This is a genomic window from Deltaproteobacteria bacterium, from assembly GCA_003696105.1.
Lineage (GTDB): Bacteria > Myxococcota_A > Polyangia > Haliangiales > J016 > J016.
In genome coordinates this window covers 1-22,244 of sequence record RFGE01000097.1, presented here as the reverse complement: position 1 = coordinate 22,244, position 22,244 = coordinate 1, and the positions used below count along the sequence as shown (strand labels likewise).

General features: G+C 72.1%; 15 protein-coding genes and 1 pseudogene. 6 read left to right on the top strand and 10 right to left on the bottom strand.

What is annotated here, in order from left to right; all coding sequences use genetic code 11:
* Positions 1 to 128: 128 nt before the first annotated feature.
* The 5 genes from gatD to D6689_06495 form a co-directional block, all read right to left on the bottom strand.
* Positions 129 to 1,520, bottom strand: a complete 1,392-nt coding sequence (gene gatD / locus D6689_06515) for a Glu-tRNA(Gln) amidotransferase GatDE subunit D (protein RMH42975.1) — start codon at positions 1,518 to 1,520, stop codon at positions 129 to 131.
* Positions 1,517 to 3,526, bottom strand: coding sequence for a Glu-tRNA(Gln) amidotransferase GatDE subunit E (locus tag D6689_06510; GenBank protein ID RMH42974.1), 2,010 nt, complete (start codon positions 3,524 to 3,526; stop codon positions 1,517 to 1,519). Before D6689_06510 ends, gatD begins: the two co-directional genes overlap by 4 nt.
* A complete protein-coding gene (locus tag D6689_06505; GenBank protein RMH42973.1) occupies positions 3,526 to 4,566 on the bottom strand; it encodes an NAD-dependent epimerase/dehydratase family protein in 1,041 nt (346 codons plus the stop codon). Before D6689_06505 ends, D6689_06510 begins: the two co-directional genes overlap by 1 nt.
* 150 nt (positions 4,567 to 4,716) lie before the next feature.
* Positions 4,717 to 7,236: a DUF2330 domain-containing protein gene (locus tag D6689_06500; GenBank protein ID RMH42972.1), complete on the bottom strand. Its 2,520-nt coding sequence runs from the start codon at positions 7,234 to 7,236 to the stop codon at positions 4,717 to 4,719.
* Positions 7,237 to 7,378: 142 nt separating this feature from the next.
* Positions 7,379 to 7,939 carry a hypothetical protein gene (locus D6689_06495; GenBank protein ID RMH42971.1) on the bottom strand — a complete coding sequence of 187 codons (561 nt, stop codon included), beginning with the start codon at positions 7,937 to 7,939 and terminating at the stop codon, positions 7,379 to 7,381.
* A 171-nt stretch (positions 7,940 to 8,110) separates the two neighbouring features.
* On the opposite strand from D6689_06495, the gene D6689_06490 reads away from it, so the two are divergent.
* Positions 8,111 to 8,890, top strand: a complete 780-nt coding sequence (locus D6689_06490; GenBank protein RMH42970.1) for a hypothetical protein — start codon at positions 8,111 to 8,113, stop codon at positions 8,888 to 8,890.
* Positions 8,887 to 10,203, top strand: a complete 1,317-nt coding sequence (locus D6689_06485; GenBank protein RMH42969.1) for a hypothetical protein — start codon at positions 8,887 to 8,889, stop codon at positions 10,201 to 10,203. Before D6689_06490 ends, D6689_06485 begins: the two co-directional genes overlap by 4 nt.
* Positions 10,204 to 10,258: 55 nt before the next feature.
* Here D6689_06485 and D6689_06480 read toward each other — a convergent pair whose 3' ends face one another.
* Positions 10,259 to 12,877, bottom strand: coding sequence for a carboxypeptidase regulatory-like domain-containing protein (locus tag D6689_06480; protein ID RMH42968.1), 2,619 nt, complete (start codon positions 12,875 to 12,877; stop codon positions 10,259 to 10,261).
* Between D6689_06480 and D6689_06475 the strand changes: the two genes are divergently transcribed.
* The gene (locus D6689_06475; GenBank protein ID RMH42967.1) at positions 12,864 to 13,631 is read left to right on the top strand and encodes a response regulator; all 768 of its coding nucleotides are present in this window, start codon (positions 12,864 to 12,866) and stop codon (positions 13,629 to 13,631) included. The genes D6689_06480 and D6689_06475 overlap by 14 nt on opposite strands.
* Positions 13,632 to 13,689: 58 nt before the next feature.
* Positions 13,690 to 15,051, top strand: coding sequence for a sensor histidine kinase (locus D6689_06470; protein ID RMH42966.1), 1,362 nt, complete (start codon positions 13,690 to 13,692; stop codon positions 15,049 to 15,051).
* On the opposite strand, the gene D6689_06465 is transcribed toward D6689_06470, so the two are convergent.
* From D6689_06465 to D6689_06450, 4 genes are all read right to left on the bottom strand, one after another.
* Positions 14,970 to 16,784 carry a hypothetical protein gene (locus D6689_06465; protein RMH42965.1) on the bottom strand — a complete coding sequence of 605 codons (1,815 nt, stop codon included), beginning with the start codon at positions 16,782 to 16,784 and terminating at the stop codon, positions 14,970 to 14,972. The genes D6689_06470 and D6689_06465 overlap by 82 nt on opposite strands.
* Before the next feature lie 137 nt (positions 16,785 to 16,921).
* Positions 16,922 to 19,330 carry a glycoside hydrolase family 31 protein gene (locus tag D6689_06460; GenBank protein RMH42964.1) on the bottom strand — a complete coding sequence of 803 codons (2,409 nt, stop codon included), beginning with the start codon at positions 19,328 to 19,330 and terminating at the stop codon, positions 16,922 to 16,924.
* Positions 19,331 to 19,381: 51 nt separating this feature from the next.
* Entirely contained in the window at positions 19,382 to 20,392 is a 1,011-nt protein-coding gene (locus tag D6689_06455) for a hypothetical protein (GenBank protein ID RMH42963.1), read from the bottom strand.
* Positions 20,393 to 20,446: 54 nt separating this feature from the next.
* Positions 20,447 to 20,866 (bottom strand): hypothetical protein, encoded by a 420-nt coding sequence (locus tag D6689_06450; GenBank protein RMH42962.1) that lies wholly within the window; start codon positions 20,864 to 20,866, stop codon positions 20,447 to 20,449.
* A 122-nt stretch (positions 20,867 to 20,988) separates the two neighbouring features.
* On the opposite strand from D6689_06450, the gene D6689_06445 reads away from it, so the two are divergent.
* Complete coding sequence (locus tag D6689_06445; protein ID RMH42961.1) at positions 20,989 to 21,846, top strand: M48 family peptidase; 858 nt, start codon at positions 20,989 to 20,991, stop codon at positions 21,844 to 21,846.
* Positions 21,847 to 22,082: 236 nt separating this feature from the next.
* A pseudogene (locus tag D6689_06440) lies at positions 22,083 to 22,244 on the top strand (sugar ABC transporter permease).

Here is a 22,244-nt window from a genome sequence, read left to right as displayed (position 1 = left end):
GATCGCCGGCGTGCGTCCTCGCGCCCGTCGGGTCCGATGTCGAAACGAGCCGGCGTGCGTTGCGGGCGTGCGCCGACTGTCGCCTCGCCGGCGTGCTCCCGCGCAACGACTCGCGGGCACGCGCGGAGCTACACGAGCACCTTGCTGAGAAATTCCTGGATCTCCGGAACGCCGCCCTGGAACACGAGGTAGCCGTCGAACGGCTCGCGCGGCGTCATGTCGCCGGCGATCGGCGTGGTCATCGTGCGGCGCACGGCGTCGATGTCGTCGCCGTGCACGCCGAGCGCCCAGCCGAGTTTGACGTACGCGGTCTCGGGCAGCATGTTCGCGAGCGGCACGACGCCGAGTTCGAGGATCTCGCGGCCGGTTTCGTAGACGTGCATCTGCACGAAGCCCCACAGCGTTTGCAACGTCATGAACACCGGCACGCCGGCGTCGCGCGCGCGCTCGAGTGCGGGGTAGACCTTGCGGTTGACGTGGCCGAGGCCCGTACCGGCGATGACGAGCCCGCGATAGCCGCGCTCGATCAGGGCATCGACCGCGTCCGCCTGCATGTTCGGGTAGTAGTAAAGTAGCGCGACTCGCTCGTCGAACGCGGCGGCGATGCGCGCGCGGCGATCGTCGCGACGCGGCGCCCAGCCGTCCTGTAGCGGCCGGATCGTGCCGTCTTCGACCATGGCCAGCGGGATGTCGCCGATCGTGCGAAAGGTGCTGCGGTACGAACTGTGCATCTTGCGGACGCGCGTGCCGCGGTGTAGCAGGTTGTAGCGGTCGGACGTCGGCCCGAACATGCACACCATGACTTCCGCGATCGGGCCGCGCGCGGCCGCCCACGTGCCGTTGATGAGGTTGAGCGCGGCGTCGGACGACGGCCGGTCGGAGGACCGCTGGCTGCCGACCATGACGATCGGAATCGGCGACTGCTGGACCATGAAGCTCAGCGCCGCGGACGTATAGTGCATGGTGTCCGTGCCGTGACCGACGACGATGCCGTCGTAGCCGGCTGCGATCGCTTCGCCGATTTTGTCGGCGAGCACGAGATACTGTTCCGGCCCCATGTTCTCGGAGAAGATGCCGAACAGCTGCTCGGTGTCGAGGTTGCAAATGTCGGCCAGTTCGGGGACGGAGCCGTACAGTTCGCCGGGGCTGAACGCCGGGATGACCGCGCCGGTACGGTAGTCGAGGCGTGACGCGATGGTGCCGCCGGTGCCGAACAGCTTGACGCGCGGCTTGGCCGGATCGACGGGAAACTCTTTCTCGGGAATCTTGTAGTTTGCCTTGCGGTAGCCGACGACGACGAGCTCGCGGATCGTGTCGCAGCGGATGCCGATGTTGTAGCCGCTGCTGAGCTTGAGCACGAGGTGGTGCGCGTCGGACGTCTCGGACCGGGGCAGTACGAGGCCGGCGAAGTCGCCGCGCGTGGTGCGCGCCTCGACCTCGCACCACACGCGCACGCCGAAGCGCTTCATCACGTCGATGAGCGGTGGGCGGTAGCCCTTGTAGTCGTCGGTGTCCGTCATGATCGCATCCCCAATTGTTCGACGAGACGCGCCCGCACGACTCGTGGGTCGACGCGCCCGCGCAGCGGCGCCATCGCGTGACCCATGGCGAAGCGCAACACCGCCTCCGGGTCGGACGACCGCGCGCGCTCGCTCGCGGCGACCGCATCCGCGATCGCCCGGTCGACCTCCGTGTCGGGCGCAGGCGCCAACCGAGCGACGACCTCGCCCGGCTCGGCCCCCGCGAGCACGGCCGCGAGTGCGCGATCGAACGCTTCGGCGCCGCCGGCGCGCCGCGCCAGCGGGACGAGTGGCCGCACGCGGTCGGCGGCCGGCAGCGCGCCGCCCGCTCGCACGTGGGCGGGCAGCCGCGCGGCGAACGCGGCGGCGACGCGGCGCGCGGGCACGCCGGCCGGTGGCGCGATCGCGTCGAACAGGCCGGCCCAGTCGGCCGCCGCGAGCCGTCGAGCGGTGCGACCGTCGAGGCCGAGCGCCTCGTAGCGCGCGCGGCGCTCCCACGGCAGCTCCGGCGGGTTCGCCGCCGCCGCATCGACCCACGCGTCGGGAATCGGCAGCGGCGGCGTATCGGTGTCGGGATACATGCGATCCGGTCCGGGCAGGATGCGCTCGAACCCGGTGGTGCCGTCGCCGAACGCCTGGCGCGTCTCGGCCGGCACGCCGTCGACCGCCTCGGCAGCGCGCGCGAGGATCTCGCGCGCGGCGGTCGCGACGTCGCGCTCGGGGCCCCACACCAGCACGAGGGCGTCGTCGCCGTCAGCGCCGGTCGCGCCGCGCAGCTGCTGCCACACCGGTCCCTCGACGCCGTAGTCGACGACGTCCGAGTGGATCATGAACGGGCGACCGACGAGACACGCGATGACGCGCACGCGATCGGCCAGCTCGCTGGCGAACGTGACGCCGGGCTGTGTTCGATGCACGAGCAACCTCCGGAACCCGGGCAGTCGCACGGCAGCCACCGTATCGCCGGCGCTCACCGCCTCGCGCACCGGCACGTACGACGACTTGCGCGCGACGGACCGCGCGTCGACGACCAGCGGCGACACGTCCCACGGGGCGCCCGTGTCGGGCAGCGCGAAGTGGTCGCGCGTCACGCCCCGCTCGCGCAGCGCTTCCCGGACGCGCAGCAAATTGAGCTGCCGATACGCCTCGATGTGGACCAGCTTGGGCACGAGGCGCAGCGACGGCACGCCCTTGATCTCGACGCGGCGGCCGCCGGCGACCGACACGTTGACGTCCTGGCGCGCCGCGCCGGGCCCGCGGCGGACGTGGCCGGTCGACCGCGCGACCTGCGCGAGCAATTCGCCGCCGGCGCGCACGTCGTTCGGCGTGAGCAGCTCCGGCTCGGTCACCGTCTCGATGAGCGGCATCCCGAGCCGGTCGGTGCGGAACACGATGCGGTGGCCGACGTCCGATACCTCGCGACACGAATCCTCTTCGAGCGACATCTGGCGGATCCGCAGAACCCGATCGCGACCCAATTCGCTGTCGCGAAACGGGATCTCGCCGGCGAGACCGACCATCGCGGTGCGCTGGAACCCGGTGGGAATCGATCCGTCCAGGTATTGCTTGCGCATGACGTGCAGTTCCGACACGAGATTGAGTCCGAACAGCCGCGCGATGCGCAGCGCGATGTGAACGGCTTCGCGGTCGATCTCGAACGGCGGCGTGTCGTCGATCTCGTAGGTGCAGACGGACCCGCGCTCGAGCAGATAGACGATGTCCTTGCGGGTCTTGAACTCCATCAGCGCAGTGCCGTCGTACTCGCCGAGTTCGCTGAGGGTCGGTCGCATGTGGCGCAGCACCTCGGCGTCTACTCGCGTGGCGCGCACGCCGGCCGGACAGCGGCAAAACAGCTTGCTGGTAGTAAGAAGTTGCTGATGTACCTCGAGGCCGGCCATGAACCCCAACTCGGCGTAATCGGCCGGCGCGAGGTCGCCGAGGTCGCGGTCGGGAAAGTCGAGGACGGGCTCGGTCCGCGGGTTGAGGTTGGGGTCGCCGCGCGACATCAGCGTCTGGGCCGCACGAAGCCGTGCGCGAGGAACGAGTCCACCGTATCGAACAGCGTCTGGTCGACGGGCCGCAACGCGAGCCCGAGTTCCCGCTGGACCTTGCTGTTGTCGATGCGGTCCATGCGCCCGAGGTTGCGCCGCAAGTAGTCCAGCGACACGCGCTTCTCGAACAGGGGCGCCAGGTACATGACCGCGTTCGGCAGCGGCCACGTCCGGATCCGCAGTTGCGGGTACCGCGGTGCGAGCCGCAGCGCGATGTCGCGCATCCACAGCGACTCGGCGTGCAAAATGAACCGGCCGGACACGCCGCGCTCGACGCCGCGGACGAGCGCTTCGGCCACGTCGCGCACGTCGACGATGCCGAACGACAGCTTGGGGCAGCCCGGATACTGGCCGGACACGATCGATTTGAGCGCCGACGGGCTCGACCGCATGTGGACGCGCGCGTACACCGGTCCGAGCACGAGCACCGGGTTGACCACCATGAGCGGAAACCCGAGGCGCTCGGACGCGGCCCAGGCCGTCTTCTCCGCGATCGTCTTGCCGAGTCCGTAGGGGTTCGTCTTGACCGTGGCGTCCTCGTTCCAGTCGGCTTCGGTGTACACGTGTCCCGGCCGGCGCTCAGTCGACTGGATCGCCGCGATCGACGACGTGAGCCCGACGCGCTTGACGGTGCCCGCGCGCTCGATCGCGCGGAGTACGTTTTCCGTTCCCTTGACGGCCGGGTCGATGATGTCGCGCTGCGGGTCGCGCGCGTGGAGGAACACCGCGGTCGCCACGTGAAACACCGAGGCGCAGCCGGCAATGGCGTCGTCGAAGCTGCCCGGCACGAGCAGGTCGGCGCCGCGCAGCTCGAGTCGCTCGTCCGCGCCAGGCAACGCGCGCAGATGCGCGGTCTTGGCGTCGTCGGCCGGGTCGCGGACGGTCGCCCGCACCCGATGGCCTCGTTCGAGCAGCGTGCGCACGACGTGCGTCCCGATGAAGCCGCTGGCGCCGGTCACACAGACGGTCTCGTGAGGCGTGTCGGTCGTGGTCATGGCGCCGCACAGGCTAGACCGAAGCGGCGCCGGTTGGCCAGCAGCCGAGCCGGCGATGCGGTGCACGCCCGGTTCGTAGGCGGCGGGGCCGGACGCACGCCGGCGCACGCCATGCGGCGCCCTCCGGGGCGGCGCCGGCGCGCCGGCGGTCTACCGCAAGACGGTCAGCACGCGACGCCACCGCGGCTGGCGCGCGACGCCCTGTTCGGCCAGGATGGCGCGCACCCGGTCCCGGCCGGCCGCGCGCCCCCACGCGAGCAACCACTGCTCCGTGGACACCTTGCCGCCGCGGGGCTGGCCGTAGCCGGCGGCCGAGCGAAGCGGCCACACGCGCAACGCGTTGTCGATCTTGGTCTGCTCGTCGGGGCGACCGTGGAGGTCGGCCCACAGGTGCCAGCGCAGCAGCGCCTCGACCACGGCGGCGGCGTCGTCCTTCGACCACTGCAGCGCCGGGACGTACAGGGGCCCGCCCCGCCACGGCACGTCCCGCGCGCGCGGCGAAAACCGCAGCGCGCGCCGTACTGCCGCCGCCGGGTTGCCGCGGGCCGCCGGCACGTACGCGGCCGCGAGCTGGCGGGTGCGCATGTCCCGCGCCCGGAGCATCGCGCGCACCAGCCTCGGCGCGCCGACCGCCGACACGGCGGGGGCCAGCGCCTGGCGCAGCGCCGGCGTCTGCGCGAGCGCCAGCAGTTTGTCGAGGTCTCGCACGCGACGGCCGTCGCCCACGAGCGCGGCGGCTCGCAGACCGAGCGGCCGCTGCACGGCGGGGAACGTCTGCGCGAGCGGAGCCACCGCGGCGAGCGCATCGAGCGTGTCGGCGCGCGCGATGCGCGCTGCCGCAGCCCACGTGCGCACGAGCATCGAGTACGCGCTGCTCGCGTGGATCTTGTCGAGCTCCGCGTCGACGCGCGGGTCGCCGATCTCGGACAGAGCCACGATCGCCCAGCCGACCGCCGTCTCCTCGTCCGCGTCGGCGATCGCGTCGAGCAGCGGGTCGATCGCGTCGGCTCCGCGGCGCGCCAGCTCTGCGACCGCCGCCTCCGCGTGGTCGCGATCGGAAAGTTGCTCGATCAATTGAGCGGTGGTCGCGCGTCCGGGCGTCGCCGCAGCGATGCCGCCGGCACCCGCGATCAGCGCGAGCGGTACGAGCCAGCGAACCGCTCCGCGCCGGCGGCACGCGAACGCGATTCCCGCGAACACCACGACCATGCCGAAACCGAGGCGGCGGAACCAGTCGTCGATGCGGTGGCGCCGGTCCAGCCGCTGGCGCTCCAGCAACTCCTGGCGCTCGATGCTGGCCCCCTTGCCGCGGTACACGCGGCCGCCTCGCCGGGGCCGCGGGCCCATGTGGCGGGCGTCGTACGCCTCCGGCTTGTTGCGCCGAGCGGGCACGCGGTAGGTGGCGAAGCGCAGATTGTCGCGCGCGAGCACGTCGCGGTCGAACTCGCCGTCGATCACGGTCATCGTGAGCGCCTTGACCCGGCGGAGCGCCTTGCGCACTGCGCGTTCCTTGGCCTTGGCGAGCACTTGTGCGTGCAGCGCGTCGATTTCGGCGCCGCGCAGGCCCAGACGTTCGCCGATCGCCAGCAGTTCCTTCTCCTGTTCCTCGAACGGGTTGGACAGGGTGCCCGAGGTGATCGCGAGCAGGTCCGACGCGATCAAATCCTTGGCCAGGCCGTTGTGCGGCTCCGGGTCGCGTTGCTTGACGAGGTTCTGCTTCTGCCACGGCGTGAGCTGCCGGTAGGTCCCACCGATGACGCGCAGCGGCAGCGGACCGGTGAGGTTTCGGTACAGTTCCGCGCCCGACAGCTGCCGGCGCACGAACCGCTTCGGAATGCGGCGAATGGCCACGGGATCGTCCGTGAGGACGTACACCACGTTGTGCAACTTGCCCTTGTTGAACGCCGACAGCCGCATCGGCACGACCAGCTCGTCGCTGCGGAACCGGAAGCCCATCGCCTGGACGTGGCCGCTGAAGGTCGCGCCGGCCGGCAGCTTCGCGTTGGCCGCCTTCATGCCGGGCCGCGGGTTCACGCCCGCCTTCTGGCCGACCTTGGTCTTGACCGCCACGAACACCCAGCGGTCCGCGACGTAGTCGTTGACGACGTCGTCCATCCCCTCCGGATAGCGGAATTGGTGTTGATCCATCCACTTGTTGAGCGCCGCCGCGCTGCCGGCTTCGAGCACCGCGACCTCGTACATGCCGACCGCCTCCTGTTTGACGACCCGGACCTCGTCGTACCGAAGCGGCGCTTCGGCGCCGGCCGCCCCTCCCGTCGCGGCCATCGGCGCCCGCATCGGTACGCGCCCCCTCCGTCGCACCGCGTTTTGCACGTAGGCCAGCACCTCGGGCGGATCGATCGCTGCGGCGATGTGCGGGAAGATGTTGTCGTCGACCTTGCGGATCGCGGGCACGGACGGAAACGGGATCAGCATGCCGAACTCGTCGACCTTGCCCTCGAAGCCGGGCCGCAGCACGACCGTCTCGATGCCCTTGTAATAGGCGACGTAGGTCTTCTGCGCGCCGACGCGCACGATCGGGTCGCCCTCGATCATCGTGATGGGCGGCACCATCCCGCACGGATCGGCGAGGGCGGGCGCGGCGACGCCGCTGGTGAGGCCGATGGCGACCACGGCCGCGATCCGATTACTCCACCGTTTCATATGCATCCTCCAAGCGAACTCGTACGTCGACGCGGCCGACGGCCGTGGACGCGCCGTTGCTGAGCGTGATCGTGTCGAGCGACTGCCAGTCCGACCCGCTGTCGAGGACCGTGAACCACGGCCCGGCCACGAAGTGGCGCCCCTCGACTCAATAGCGGGACCACACGGTGTTGAGCCCGACGCGCATCACCGTGCCGTTGAACTCGAGCGGCTGCAGATCCTTGACCTGCGCGTGCAGGTGCTGCTTGATGCCGATCGGCACGCGCTGGCCGTCGACGAGCGCGCGCACCGCGCCGTGCTCGTCGATCACCCGGATCGACACGCGCGCGTGCGTCCTCGACAGTTCGCGCAGCAACCAGGTGCGGTGCGCATCGTCGAGCGGATCGGTGCCGAAAAGGTCGATCAACTCGCGCGTGCGCCGCCCGTAGAACAGCAAGGTGTCGAGCGCGTCGCCGTCGGCCGCGACCGGCTGGCGTTGGTAGGCGGCCAGCGCGTCGGCGAACTGTTCCGGCGTAAACGGGGGGACGGGGTGGTTCTTGAGCGAGCACCCGCTGGCGCAGTTGCCATCGTCGCCGGCCGCCTTCGGGGGCGCGACGGGAGCGGGCGCGACGATGTCGACCACGACGTCGCCGGACACCGCCGAGGTCTCGCCGACCGCCGCCGCGCCCGCGGCATCACATGCGGCGGCCGTCACGACCGCCGCGCCCACGACTAACCAGAGCGTTCGTTCCATGTCGACTCCGCGTCCCGTGTCAAACGGACGACGGTGCGCGAAGTTTCACGCGGCTGTCGCACCCGCCCGCATCCCCGCATTGCAGGATACTGCAGCGCGCGCCGGCGGCGGACGCCGACCGCGAAAAACTTGGTACGCGGTTTGATAATGACGCGGCGCGTGACCACGCGCGCACGACGCCGGCGCCTGAGCGTTCCACAGGAACACGGGGCGCTCGTGCTGCTCGCGGGCGCGACCGCGCTGGCCGCGGCCTTCGCGCCCGCGCCCGGGCGCGCGCTCGTCGCGTCGGCCGCATTCGCGGCGGCGTTTTTTGCGCGCGGCCCGGTCGAGCGGCGCGCGGCGTCGCTGGCGCCCCGGCCGTGGGACGCGCGCGCGAGCGTCGTGTACGTCGCGGTGGCCGTGGCGGCCATCGCCGCGGTCGCGGCGGCGCACCCGGCGCTCGCGGCGGTGGTCGCCGCGGCCGCCGCGGCCATCCCGGCGGCCGGAGCGGTTGCGCGCCGGCGGCGCGCACACCGCGCGTTCGTCGTAGAACTTGCGGGAATGACGGCGATCGGCGCGAGCGCGGGCCTGGCGGCCGCCGCCGGGGGTGCGCCGGGTCCAGTCGCCGCCGCCGCGGGCGCGTCGCTGGCCGCCTACGGCGCCGCGGCGGCCCTGTTGGTCACCGCGCGGTCGCGCGAGCGAGCGCCGCGGACGGCGCGCGCGATGGCGGCGGCGGCGCTCACCGCGCTGGTCGCCGCGGCGCTGGTCGCCGCCGCGACCGTGCGCCCGCCGGTCGCCCTCGCGTTCGTGCCGAGGATCGTCCACGCGGCCGCGCGCACGGCGGTGCCCGGCGGCCGCATCTCCATCTATCGCGTCGCCGTGCGCGAGTGCGCGGAACTCGCCGCGTTCGTCGCGTTGTTCGCGACGTTCTTGCGCGCGCACGCATGACCTACGCAAACCTTTCGCAGTTGCCGCTCACATCAGGAGGACCCATGCACCGTATCTTCACTCCGCTTCCGCTCGTTGCGCTGTCCGCGTTGGCGGCCGCGCCGGCCCGCGCCGATGACGCGCCCGCGCCGCAGGTCGCCGTGTCCGGCGAAGTCCGCATCCGCGAAGAGGTGCTGCGCAACCTCTACTCCCCCGCCGACCCGAGCGGCGAAAACAACCTCGAGTACGCCCACATGCGGTCTCGCGCGCGCATCGACGCGGACGTACACCCGAACCTCGCCGTCGTGATCGAACTGCAGGACGTGCGGATCCTCGGAGAGGAGGGCTCGACGGTCGCCGACACCGAGGGCGTCGACCTCAAGCGCGGGACGATCGTCGTCCGCAATCCAGGCGGCCACCCGCTCACCCTCGAACTCGGACGGTTCGTGCTGGCGTACGGCGACCAGCGGATCATCGGTCACCTCGAGTGGTTCGATCAGGGGCGCACCTACGACGGCGCTCGCCTGTCGCTGAAGCCGGCCGGCTACTTCGCCGACGTGTTCGGCGTGCGCGTGCGCGAGACGCTCGCCGACGAGCAGGACCATCACGTGGCGGGCGTGTACGCGGGCGCGACCGACTGGATCCCCGACGGCGCGGTCGAGGCGTACGCCATCTACTGGGACGACTCGCTCGAGGCGATGGGCGAGATGGACACCGGCACGACCGGGTTCACGACGGCGGGGGCGCGCGCGGCGGTCCGGCGCGCCGACCTGGTCGCCAGTGTCGAGGCGGCCGTGCAGCTCGGCAGGTTGCGCGGCGACGACCTCATGGCGTTCGGCGCCGTCGCCGCGGCCGACTACACGTTCGCGAGCCTGCCCGCCAAGCTGACGGTCGGCGGCGGCGTCGCGTACGGCTCGGGCGACAGCGACCCGACCGACGGCGACGCCGGCACGTTCCAGACCCTGCTTCCGACCAACCACCTCCACTACGGCTACGCGGACCTGGCGTCGTGGTCGAATCACCTGAGCGTGCGCGCCAGCGTCGGCGCGGCGCCGGTCGACGGCCTCAAGCTCAAGCTCGACTATCACCACCTCCGGTTGGCCGACCCCGCCGGCGGCTGGTTCAACGCCGGCGGCGCGCTCGTGCGGGCCGGCAATGCCGACGCGTCGTCTCACCTCGGCGACGAGATCGACGTGACCGCCGTGTGGACGCCGATGCCCCACCTGGCGCTGCTGTTCGGCCTGTCCGAGTTCGTCCCCGGCGGGTTCGTCGACGACACCGGCGGCGGCAACGCCGAGACGTACGGCTACGCGCAGGCGCGGGCGACCTTCTGATCGCTCGCGGCCGAGCCCGGCATCCCGGCGGCGCGACCGACCCGCGGCGCGCCGATCAGCGGTGCAGGAAGATCGGGTTGGTGACGCCGAACGGCAGCCGGCCGGGATGCACGGGCTCGAGCGGCGCGTCGCCGTAGGCCGCGACGATTACGTAGCTGCCGCCGGGCGCCACGTCGACCGACACGTCGCGCTCGAAGCGGACCGCGGGGTTGTCCGGGTCGGCATCGGCGGGCGCGATCGGCAGCGTCGCAACGATGGCCCCGTCCACGACGACGTCGACGGCGTCCACGTCCACCCAGCTCGCGGCCTGCACGCGGACGTGGACGTCGGCGCGCTCGCCGAGCCCGTCGGCGTCTCCGCCCGGACCGACCGAGCCGACCGCCGCGTCGACGTAGATCCCGCCGCTGATCGTCGCGGCGCCGGCGGCGGTCGTGTCGCGAACGATCTCCCAGTCGAGTTCGCGCGGATCGTCGGTGCCGAGCCGCAGGCACGTCCGCGGATAGCCGACGGGCGACCGGCTCACGCCGTGCGAGTCCGACGACCCGACCGCGAACACGCGCCGGCCGGAGTCGAGCAGGCCGAGCCAGTCGCGCACCTCGCGGTCGAGCCGCTGCGTCCACGACGCGTCGTTGAACACCTCGACGAGCACGAACTCCTCGTCCCAGAACTCCGGGAAGCCGACCATCCCCGTGGTCGGGTCGTAGTCGACGAAGTCGAAGTAGTTCGCGCCGCCGCGCGGGTGGTTGATGATGATGACCGGCGCTTCTGGCCGCGCCCGCACCTGCGCGAACAGTTCCTTGGGCATCAGCGACTCGAACGGCGTGTCGGGCGCCTCGGCCGTCGGGTAGCGCTGCCAGCGGGGCGCGCCGCCGTTGACATCGGTCGGATCGGGCATCGCCGGCAACACGCCGAAGTGCCCGTAAAACTCCATCGTCGTGAGTTCGACCGACGGCACGCCATACGCCCACCGTTCGACGCCGAGGTCTTCGATCTCCGGCTGGAACCCCTGCGCGTACTCGTGGTCGGAGCGCACCGGCAGTTCGAGCCCGTCCGCGATGGCACTGCGCACCTTCATACGCGCGTCGTCTCCCGAGTCCGCCGACCGGTGGGTGTGGATGTGGAAGTCGGCGCACATCACGCCGGTCGTGTCGACGACGTGCGCCAGCGGCGCCGTCACCTCGACCGTCGCGCCGGCGTCGACGGTGACGCGTTGGCGCACGATCTCGTACTCGTAGCCGCGCGACACGACGACGTCCCATGCGCCCACGGGCGCGCGCAATACCGCGACACCGTCGATCGGGAACTCGACGTGCAGCCGCCCGGGCCCCGGCATCGGCTCGCCGAACCGCGCCGGCACCGACGGTACGTCGCGGTCGACCGGCAACAACTGAATGCGCGCGGGCAGCGCCTCGCCCGTGTCCGCATCGACCGCCTCCACGTGTACCCATCCCGCCGGAGCGAGCGTGAGGTCGGGCCCCGGCTCGCCGGCGGCGACCGCCACGGGACCGACGACCTCGTCGCCTCGCCGGTAGGCAGTGAGTTGCACGGCCGCGTCGACCGGGACGTGCAGCGTGTAGCGCCCGTCCGCGCCGGTGCGCGCGCGGGTGAGGTAGTCGCCGGCGGCGGACTCGGCGTGCACGCGCACGCCGGCCGCGGGCGCGCCGTCCGCCTCGCGCACCGTGCCGGACAGTTCGCGCACGGCGGCGCCGGTGGCGCGCGCCATGGCAGCGACGATGCCGTCGACGCCCGGGCCGCCGATGGTCACGCGCGCGTGGTGGCGGCGGGTCTCGGCGCACGGCTCGATGGTGAACCCCGCCGAGAACTTCGACGTGAAGCCCGACTGGCTCACGCCGGGACGCAGCGCGCCGTCGGCGCGCCAGTAGGCGAAGCTCGTCGCGTCGTCGTCGATGAAGGCGAGGTAGTCGGCCGGCTCGCCGTCGGTGTCGAACCCCACCCCGGGTGAAAACGCCGGAGTGCGCGCGGCGTACATGAAGCCGTGCAGGATCGTGTGGACCTCGGCGGGCACCTGGCGCGGCGAGCGGTGGACCACGTAGATGTCGACCGTGTCGGAGTCGGGCTCGAGGACGTACTCGATGGCGGTTCGCACGTCGGGGTAGGTGTCGCGAAACAGCCCGCCGACGATCCACTCGAAAAACGGCAGCGGCGACAAGAACCCGTCGACGCGCACGACCGCCGGGCCGCCGTCGGAGCCGTCGGCGACGACGGACACCGACTGGGTGACCACCGCGTCGCGGTTGGTGAGCACGAAGAACTCGCCGAACTCCATCGGATCGACGAGCGCGCCGCCGGCGACGCGGGCGGCGCCGACCGGCCGCCCGCCCCACGGGTCGTAGCCGTCGGACGGCCCGACGTCCTCGATGACCAGCGCAACGCGGTCGTTGGCGAGCACGAAGTCGCCGGGCGACCACATGGCGAGGCCGGTGGGCGACGGAGGCAACTGATCGGCGCGCAACCGTCCCGCGCGCGCCTCGCCGGGGCCAGCGCCGAGTGGATCGGGGTGGCCGTCGTCGCCCCGCTCGAAGTCGAGCGACAGATCGCAGGATGGCCCGGCGTCCGGCGCCGCCGCATCGCCGTCGCCGCAGCCGCACGGCGCGAGCAGCGCGACTAGCGCGGCGGCGAGGGCACGCGCGCGACTGTCGATGGTGATCTGCATGTCGATTACGCTATCACCGAAACGGTGCGCCGCCGCGCCGCACGGCAACGCGTCCGGCGCGCACCGGCGACCCCGCCGGCGACCGGCGCGCCGCCGAAAAAGAGGGGCCGCGGCGCCGCCGAATCGGGGGGCAGGCTGGCGCCGCGGCCCTGCTTCCGGTTGGTGTCCCGGTCGAATTCACTGTAGGACGCGCGCACGCGGGGCGCTATCGGGCAAACCCTGGCGAATGCGCGCATCCGGGTCGGGAGCGATCCGGCGCCGAGCGCCCGCGACACCGTCGCCGCTCGGGCAGCGAGGCGGCCGCGAGGCGGTGCGACAGATCCCGACATGTGCGCGGTCGGTTTCGTGCCACCGTGACGGCGAACGGGCCTACAATGGAAGATTGGTGGCCAAACGCATCCTCATCGTCGAAGACGACGAGACCAACGCGACGATCATCAACGACTATCTGGCGGCGCACGGCTACGACACGCGGATCGCTCGCGACGGCGTCGAGGGCATTCAGCTGTTTCGCGAGCACCGGCCCGATCTGGTCCTCGTGGACGTACTGCTGCCGCGCAAAAACGGCTTCGACCTGTGTTTCGATCTGCGCGCCGAAGCGGACACTCCGATTTTGTTGATGAGCGCCGTCGGCCGCGAAGTGTATGCGGAGGCGGCCGCCCGCGCCGACCGACTGGCGGAAGGCTACCTGCGCAAGCCGTTCGCGCTCGCCACGGTCCTCGAGCGCGTGACCGAACTCGTCGGCCCGGCCTGACGTTCGCGGGCACCGCTCGCCGCGCGACACCGTGACCTATCCGGCCTTCATTCAGGAGATGGCGTCGGAGGCCAACCGGCGCAAGCTCCAAGTGGGCATCTGGTCCGGCTACGCGGTCGCGGTCGCGTTCACCGCGCTCGCGCTGATCGCGCACTGGCAGCGGCTCATCGCCTGGAGTTGGACCTACTATGGTCTGATCGTCGCGAAACTGGCGACGAATACGCTCGCGTGGTGGTCGCTTCGCCGCCGCGTGTTGGTGCTCGAGGCGCAGGGGTTGAACCTCGTCGCCGATCTGGTCGTCATCACCGGCGCGATCTACCTCACGGGGGCGCAGACGAGCCCGCTATTTGCCGCCTACGTGATCGAGATCGCGGTCGTCGCGATGTTGTCCAACCGCGGGATCACCGTGCTCACGTCCGCGCTGGCGGTCGCGTGTTACGGGGGGATGTCCCTGCTGGTCTACGCCGGCGTTCTGCCGGCGCGGCCCGCGCCGGTAGACTACACGGGCGGCGTCACCGGTGCGTACGTGGCCGTCGACTTCGCGGTCCGCTTCGGCCTGCTCGCCGGCCTCACCTACTACCTCGCGGCGGTGCTGCGCGTACTGCGCGAGCGCGAGCGTAAACTCGAACGACACGCACGGGCGTTGATCGACGCACAACAGCACAAACGCGAGTTCATGACCAACATGACGCATGAACTGCGCACGCCGATCCACGGCGTCCTCGGCGTCGCCGAGATTCTCGAGTCGGGCGTCTATGGTGAACTCACCGAGCAGCAACGGCGCGCGATCGATGCAGCGCGAACGAACGCCACCCAGCTATTGCGCATGGTGGACGATCTCCTGGCGCTCGCGCGCGCCGACAGCGGAAAGCTCGACGTGAGGCGTGCGCGGTTTCCGCTCGCCCCGCTGTTGCGGGAGACCGTCTCCGCCGCGAGGTGGATGTGCGGGCGCAAGCCCCTTACGATTGAACTCGACATCGCCGAGGACTTGCCGGAGATCGACTCCGATCGCGATCTCGTCGCACAACTGGTCGTCAACCTGTTGTCGAACGCGATCAAGTTCACGCCGGACGACGGCCGCGTGACGGTGCGCGCGCGCCGCCGGGGCACAGGGTGGGTGGAGATCGTCGTCGACGACACCGGTGTGGGCATTCCCGCGGGCGAACTACCGCACATCTTCGAACCGTTCCGCCAGGTCGACGGCACGTCGTCGCGCCGGTACGGCGGCGCCGGCGTCGGCCTGTCGCTGGTCAAGACGGCCGCCGAGGCGCTCGGCGGCGGCGTGCGCGCCGATAGTGCGCCCGGCCGCGGGGCGACGTTCACCGTGACGTTGCCGCTCTACGCGCCGGTCGCCGGCGACGGCTCGCGCGCGTCGTCTGCGTCCGACGCGGCCGACGCGACCTCGACGACGGCGCGGTGAACGGCGAGCGTGCCGTCGGCGCCGAGCGCGATGCTCGGCGCGTCGATGATGCCGACGCCGGACGGGAGATCGACCGCGCCGCCGACGATCACGGCGTCGGCGGCCGCGGTCAGGTGGAGGCCGGCGTCGATGCGCGGCCACGCGTCGCCCGACTGCAGCCGGATCGCGTGCAGCGCCAGCGTGCCGGCCGCGCCGCGCGAAAACTGCAGCCGGTGTCCGTTGCCCACCGGGACGCTGCCCGACGCGAGGCGCACGTCGGCGGTGCCGCTGGCGTCGAACTCGGTCACGCCGCGGGCACCCCCGGCGATGCGCGCGACGGCGAGAGACACGCGGGTGCCCTCATCGGGCAGCCGCCCGGAGAACGGCCCGCTCACGATGCGGCCGCCCGCGAGATCGGCGTTGACCGCCAGCGAGCCGTCGAACGCGTAGTCCCCGCGCGAGTTGGCGCAGAACCGGCCGCTGCCACTGGCGTCGAGCGCGCGCACGTCGATGCGCGCCACTCCGAGCGGCACGGCGACGGACTCGGCGTCGATCCGCGCGCCGCGCACCTCCACGTCGAGGTCGAACGCGCGGTCGCTCACCCGCGCGCGCCCCGCGATCTCCATGTCCGCGACGCGCACCGGGTAGGTCTTGCGTCCCACGCGCGTCATCACGACGCCGCCGGCGATGCGGCTGTCGATGCGAGCGGCGTCCACCGCGAATTGCGCGGCGCCGGAACGCCGACACAGCGCGATGCGAAGGTTCTCCGCGGTCGTCTCGCCGAGTTCCAGGTGAGAGCCGTCTACCAGGTCGATGCGACCGCTCGCAACTGCCGCATCGTCACAGCGTAACTCCACGACCAGCTCGCGCCTCCGTGCGTCGCGCACGAGGGCCGCCGAGCCGGCGCCGAACGCGCGCAGCCCGCGCAGCGAAAACCCGGCGCCGGCGATGTCGGCATCGTCGATCTCGATGTCGCCACCGATCTCGAGCGCGTCCTTGCTGTAGTCGATGTCGAGTCGCGTGCGCGCGCCGAGCGCGATCCGGCCGGCCTGGCCGAGCGACAGCTCGCGGTCGCGCGGCACGACGTCGCGCGCCTCGACGCGCAGCTCGGCCAAGCGCACCGGCAGCGCGGGCGCCGCGGCGTCGTCCGCGTCGCGCGGCGCGGTCGACGCCCGCGCCGCGGCGCCGGCATCGTCTGCGCGGTCGTGGTCGGGAAACAGCAGCGCGAGCAGGCCGTCCAGCGTGCCCGGAATGCGCAGCCGCGCGATGCTCAGCCACGACAGGTTCACGTTCGGGAAGTGCGCGATGTCGGCGATCAAGCTGCCGTCGGCCTCGTCGAGGTAGACGCCGCGCACCTTCAGGCCGAGCGGCAGCTCGAGATCGGGGACGATGTCGCCGCGGGTGTGGTCCCGGTCGCGCAGAATGCGGCCCCCTTCGACCCGGAGATCGATGACGACGCGCGCCCCCTCGGGAATGCGGATCGCGATCGGTCCCTTCTTGACGGTGCGCGGCTCGAGCGGCAGGTGGACGCGCACCTTCCCGCCGTCGGCGTGGCTCAGGATCTCTCGCAGCGCGATGTCGCGGATCGGTCTCAGCTCGAACTCGTCGGTCACGGTCGGCGGCGCGATGCGCGGGGCGCGCAGGCCGGAGTCGCCGTTTTCCGTGGCGGCGCGGCGGCGCAGCGGCGCGAGCGGGATCTCGGCCGCGCCGATCTCGAGCCGGAGCTTGATGCCGCGCACCGTGGGCACGCTCATGGCGACGTACCTTACCCCCTCGGCGGGCGTGCTGTCCGCCGAGGCGGGCGGCGCGATCTTCGAAGCGGTCGCGCGTGGCGCGACCGAGCGCGGGCGATGCGGACGGACCGCGGCGACGGCGTCCGGTGCCCTTCCCGTCAGCGGCGCGCGGTCGCCGCGGCGATCGGCACGTCGACGGTCCCCGGTCCGGTGCGGACGTACAGCACGCCATCCCGCTCGCGGTAGCACGCATCGCAACCGTCCGGGTCGCCCTCGGGCAGGACCGCGGACGGGTCCAGCCGCAGGTCGGATGCGCGCAGGTCGAGCGCGAACACGAACGTGTCGAACTCGTCCCCGGCCGCGGCCGACAAGCGGTACACGTCGCCGGTGCGCTCGGCGCTGGCGGTCGCGCCGTCGTACAGCGCGATGTCGGCGCGCGGCCCGTCCGGGGTGATCCACAGGGCGAGGTGGCGGCCGTAGGCGGGGTCGGCGTACGACCGCACCGCCGGGTCCGTCGCCGGCGCCAGCGTGTCGGCGGCGCGTGCGAACATCGGCACGAACGCATTGGCGCGACGCCACAGCGGCAACCTGTCCAGCGGCGCCGGAACCTGCCGCTCCGGCTCGGTCTCGGCGACGCCGGTCCACCAATCGATCCATCTGCCCGGCGGAAACGCGACGACTCGGGTCGTCGCGCCTTCTTCGATGACCGGCGCGACGAACAGCGCGTCGCCGACGAGATAGGTCGCGTCGTCGCTGCGCGCGTCGGGGTAGATGAAGCGCGTCGGCCGCACGACCGGGGTGCCGTCGGTCCCCGCGCGCACCGCCAGCGTGTACAGGTACGGCACCAGGTCCATGTGCAGGCGGGCGTAGCGGCGGTAGATCGCGAGCGCGTCGGGGCCGAACCGGTCGACGTCCCACGGGTTGTGCGATGCGCCGCCGCCGCCGAGCTGCATGATCGTGCCGAGCGCGGCGTATTCGGCCCAGCGGATGAGCGCCTCGGGCGTCGGTTCGCCATTGCGAAACCCGCCGATGTCGGAACCGAAGAACGGATACCCGGATACCGACAGCGACAGGCCGGCCGCCACGGCCGCCGGCAGGCCGCCGACGTTGCGCTGTCCGTCGCCGTTGTCGACCCCGTGGCGCGAGAAGTCGTTGTCGAGATCGCCCGGCCAGATGGTCGTGTTCACCGCCTGCTCGCCGAACGACCCGGCCCGCGTGATCAGCCAGCCGTCGCCGGGCGGCAGCGCGCCGAGGTACGCCTCGTGGTAGCCGTACTGGTAGGCGTTGTGCAGCGTCTGCGCCGTGCCGGCCGCGAGGCGAAACGGCGTGAGGCGGCCGCCGAGTTCGGGCACCAGGTCCTCGCCGAAGTCCAGCTTGAAGCCGGAGACGCCCAGCGCGGTCGCGCGCGCGATGCGCTCGCGCCACCACTGCGTGGCGCCGTCCGCGGTGAAGTCGACCAGTGCGCCCGGCCCGTCTTGCCACGGGAACACGACCGGCGCGGCGCCGTCGGTGACGAGGTAGCCGCGTTCGGCCGCGTCGGCGAAGTCGGCGGCGGTCGGGCCGCCGCGGTTGACGTACGGCGTCGACCAGACCACGACGCGATAGCCGAGCGCGCGCAGATCGGCGACGAGCGCGGCCGGCTCGGAGAAGCGCGTCTCGTCGAACTCGAACGTGTTGTAGCCGGTCTGCCACGGGTTATCGATCCAGATCGCGCTGCCCGGGATGTCGAGGGCGCGCATCGCCTGGGCGTCCTCGCGCACCTGGTCGCTGCTGTCGTGCTCGTTGCGCCACTGCTGCGGTGCGAACGCCCACTTGGGCGGCACGGCGGGCAGGGCCGTGAGCGCGGCGTACCGCCGGCACAGGTCGAGCGGTTCGCCGGCGACGAACACGTGCGCGCGTACGGGGCCGGGCTCGGTGCGCGCTACGGTCGCGAGCACGCGGTCGGCCCGCGCCGCGCCGACGTCGAACGCGCCGGGCCGCGCGTCTTCGACGAACACGCCCGCGCCGCGCGCCGGCCACAGCGCGAGCGGCACCGGCACGTGCACCTCGTTGAGCGAGGACTCCGAGTCGAGGTCGACGCGAAACTGCATTTCGCGGACGCTGCCGGCCGCGTCGGCGGACGCGAAGTTCTCGCCGAACCCGTAGATCGGCTCTCCGGCGGCGAGCGGCCACGCGAGACGCACGAGCGCCGCGCCGTCGGCGTCGCCGGCCACGTCGACGGCCAACGTGGCGGTGTCGGGGGCGGGACCGTCGGTGACGGTGAGGGTCGCGCCGTTGTCGAGGGTGAGCGCGCCGGTCGCCGGGTCCCACGCCACCGCGCGCGCCGCCGCGTGCCAGGTCACCGCGTCGTCGCCGCGCGGATCGTAGTAACGGCCGGGGTCGACCGCCTCCACGCGCCCGACCTCGACGAAGCCGCACACTTCGAACGCCGCCGTGCCGCCCGCCGCGCGCAGACACAGCGGATCGGTCTCGATCGACACCGGCCCGACCGCGACCACGTCCGGTGGCGGCGGGCCGGCCTCGCCGCCGCAGGCGAGCGCGCCGAGCGCCAGCGATGCCAGTCGCACCCGCGCGGTTTGCAACTCGCTCATGGCGTCGATGCGAGGGCGCGCCGCGCGTTACCGGCCCTTGGCCTTGCGGTACTCGGCGCGGTAGCGCAGCGCCATGTCCAGCTCCTCGCGGGTGTAGGTGGCGCCGACGCCCGCGTGCCACAGCTTCTCCGCGGTGCGCTCGAACTCGGCGACCATCTCGGGCGGAGTCTGGACGATCTGCATGCCTTCGCGCTGGAGCGCGCGCAGCGCCCGATCGTTGTCGCGCCGCACGCGCTCGATGGTCTTGCGCGTCAACTTGCGGCCGATCGCCTGCTGCACTGCGCGGTCCGCCGGCGACATCGCCTGCCAGCTCGCGCTGCGCATCACCATGCCGCCGATGCCGTAGACCACGCGCAGCGACGTCATGTAGCGCACTTGTGTGTGCCACTGCAGCGCGACCGCGGCGAGCGGCGAGCCGAAGCACGCGTCGATCCGACCGGACGCGAGCGCCGGCAACACCTCCGGCACCGCGAGCGGCACGCCGTTGAAGCCGAGTTTGTCGGTGAGCTGCGACGCCAGCGGGTCCCCCTGCCACACCCACAACTTCGCGCGCTCCAGGTCCTTGCGGCTGCGGATCGGCCGGGTCGAAAACAGGTAAATCCAGCCGACGTCGCCGGGCGTGAGCAGTTCGAACCCTTGCTCGCGGAACTTTTTCTGGAAATAGGGCCACATCTTCTTGCGCACGTAGTCGAGTTCGTCGGTGTCCGCGAAGAAGTGCGGGAGTTGCAGTACGCGGATGCCGGGGTAGATCATCGACAACCCCACCGACGTGAGTGCGGCGCCGTCGAGCTGGCCGATCCGCATTTTGCGGATCACGTCGCGCTCGTCGCCCTGGCTGCCGCCGCCGTAGTACTTCAGGACGACCCGCCCGTCGGTCGCCTCGGCGATCTTCTCGGCCGCCTTCTCCAGCTGTTTCATCCACAGGGAGCCCTCGGGGGCGAGGGTCGCGATGCGCAGTTCGCCCGCGGCGGCCGGGGCCGCGCCGGCGACGACTCCGATCGCAAGAGCGGCGGCGATGCGATGGATGTGCCCGATCATCGCCGAAACTCTACCAGCCCGCGCGCCGCGCCCGGCGGAAAACGCGCCCGGCCGCTACGGCAGCGCGAACGTCACCGCGCGCACGAGCACGTAGGCGACCGCCGACAGCGCCGTGAGCACGAACGTACGGCTCACGGACGGATCGGGCGCGGCGAGCGGAATCGCCGTGTCGCGGCCGGCGGCGACCGCGACGCGCATGTGGCGCTCGACCCGCTGCTCGCCCGCGCCGGCGGCGACGACCACGTCCGCGTCGCCGGCCGGCACGCCGGTCACGCGCACGCGCGCGGTGTGCGCGCGATCCGCCACCAGCACGCCGTTGACGGACACCATCAAGTCTCGCACGGCGCGCGTGAACACCACCGTCACGCTGCCGGTCGGTTCGCCCTCGTCGGGCGGAAGCCGCACGCGGACGTCGCGCGCGCATCCGCCGAGCGCAAGCCCCAACACGACCCAGGCCGTCACGATTCGCTGCATGCCCGTTGGAAGCGGCGCGGGCGGCGCCGGTTGCCTGCGGCGCGCGGCAACCGGCGCGGGCGGCGCGTGTCCGCGGCACGCGGGCGTGGCTTGCCGGCACCGGTTTCCTTACACTCCCGCCCATGGCCGACACGCGACGCAGGCGCTTGCACCCTCTGCGCGACCTTCGCGCCGACGAGTTCCAACACCCGGCCGACGCAGCGGCCACCGAGGCGCTCAAGAAGGTGCCCGGCCTCGACAAGGCGGTGGCCAAGATCATGGAATACGGGCTCGAGCGCCTGTTTTATCTCGACAATGTCGCGAGCAACGTGCGCGTGACCGAGCGCATGTTCGGTCGCATGCACCGCCAACTGTCGTGGGCGTGCAAGATTCTCGGCGTGGACGAGCCGGAGCTGTACGTGACGGTCGACCCGTACCCGAATGCGTGGACGTACGGCCATACGCGCCCGTTCGTCGTCTTGACGTCTGCGCTCGTCGACATGCTCGACGAGGAGGAGCTGCTGTTCGTGATCGCGCACGAACTCGGCCACATCAAGGCCGGCCACGTGCTGTACACGATCGTGGCGCGCAACATCGCGGCGATCATGGCGCTCGTCGGCCAGGCGACCCTAGGGATCGGCTCGCTGCTGGGGCAGGGGCTCGTCTACGCGCTGCTCGAATGGTACCGCAAGGCGGAGCTGACGGCCGATCGCGCCGGCCTGCTCGCGGTCCAGGATATCGACCCGTGCATCCGCACGTTCATGAAGCTCGCCGGCGGCGCGACGCGCTTGTACGACCAGATGGACCGCGACGCGTTCCTCGAACAGATCGACGCCTACGAGGACGCCGATCGTTCCGATCTCAACCGCGCGTACAAGGTGCTGCTCACGCTCGGCCGGACCCATCCGTTCGCGATCGAGCGCGCCAAGGAACTGCTCGCGTGGCACGCCGGCGGCTACCGCGACCTGTTCGACCGCCGGGGGATCGATCTCGACGCGTGACGCGCGCGCGGTGGCCGATCAGTCCCAGCCCTCGTCGACCTCGTCGAGCGGCGGCGGGACGGTGGTGAGCGGCTTCTTGCGAGCCGTCGCGCCGGCGGCCGTCTCGGCCGGGGCCGGCGTGGTCGCTGGTGCGGGCGGTTTGGCGGGTGCGGGCGCCGTCTGGTCCGCGGGTGCGGGCGCCGTCTCGGCCGGGGCCGGCGTGGTCGCTGGTGCGGCCGGCTCGGCGGGTGCGGGTGCCGTCTCGACCGCGGGCACCGTCTCGGCCGGGGCCGGCGTGGTCGCTGGTGCGGCCGGCTCGGCGGGTGCGGGCGCCGTCTCGACCGCGGGCGCCGTCTCGGCCGGGGCCGGCGTGGTCGCTGGTGCGGCCGGCTCGGCGGGTGCGGGTGCCGTCTCGACCT

Bases quoted from the DNA above. Each gene is read 5' to 3' on its own strand.
- gatD (RMH42975.1), bottom strand. From the start codon at position 1,520: ATGACGGACACCGACGACTACAAGGGCTACCGCCCACCGCTCATCGAC.
- D6689_06510 (RMH42974.1), bottom strand. From the start codon at position 3,526: ATGTCGCGCGGCGACCCCAACCTCAACCCGCGGACCGAGCCCGTCCTC.
- D6689_06505 (RMH42973.1), bottom strand. From the start codon at position 4,566: ATGACCACGACCGACACGCCTCACGAGACCGTCTGTGTGACCGGCGCC.
- D6689_06500 (RMH42972.1), bottom strand. From the start codon at position 7,236: ATGCATATGAAACGGTGGAGTAATCGGATCGCGGCCGTGGTCGCCATC.
- D6689_06490 (RMH42970.1), top strand. From the start codon at position 8,111: ATGACGCGGCGCGTGACCACGCGCGCACGACGCCGGCGCCTGAGCGTT.
- D6689_06485 (RMH42969.1), top strand. From the start codon at position 8,887: ATGACCTACGCAAACCTTTCGCAGTTGCCGCTCACATCAGGAGGACCC.
- D6689_06475 (RMH42967.1), top strand. From the start codon at position 12,864: ATGGTGATCTGCATGTCGATTACGCTATCACCGAAACGGTGCGCCGCC.
- D6689_06480 (RMH42968.1), bottom strand. From the start codon at position 12,877: ATGCAGATCACCATCGACAGTCGCGCGCGTGCCCTCGCCGCCGCGCTA.
- D6689_06470 (RMH42966.1), top strand. From the start codon at position 13,690: ATGGCGTCGGAGGCCAACCGGCGCAAGCTCCAAGTGGGCATCTGGTCC.
- D6689_06465 (RMH42965.1), bottom strand. From the start codon at position 16,784: ATGAGCGTGCCCACGGTGCGCGGCATCAAGCTCCGGCTCGAGATCGGC.
- D6689_06455 (RMH42963.1), bottom strand. From the start codon at position 20,392: ATGATCGGGCACATCCATCGCATCGCCGCCGCTCTTGCGATCGGAGTC.
- D6689_06450 (RMH42962.1), bottom strand. From the start codon at position 20,866: ATGCAGCGAATCGTGACGGCCTGGGTCGTGTTGGGGCTTGCGCTCGGC.
- D6689_06445 (RMH42961.1), top strand. From the start codon at position 20,989: ATGGCCGACACGCGACGCAGGCGCTTGCACCCTCTGCGCGACCTTCGC.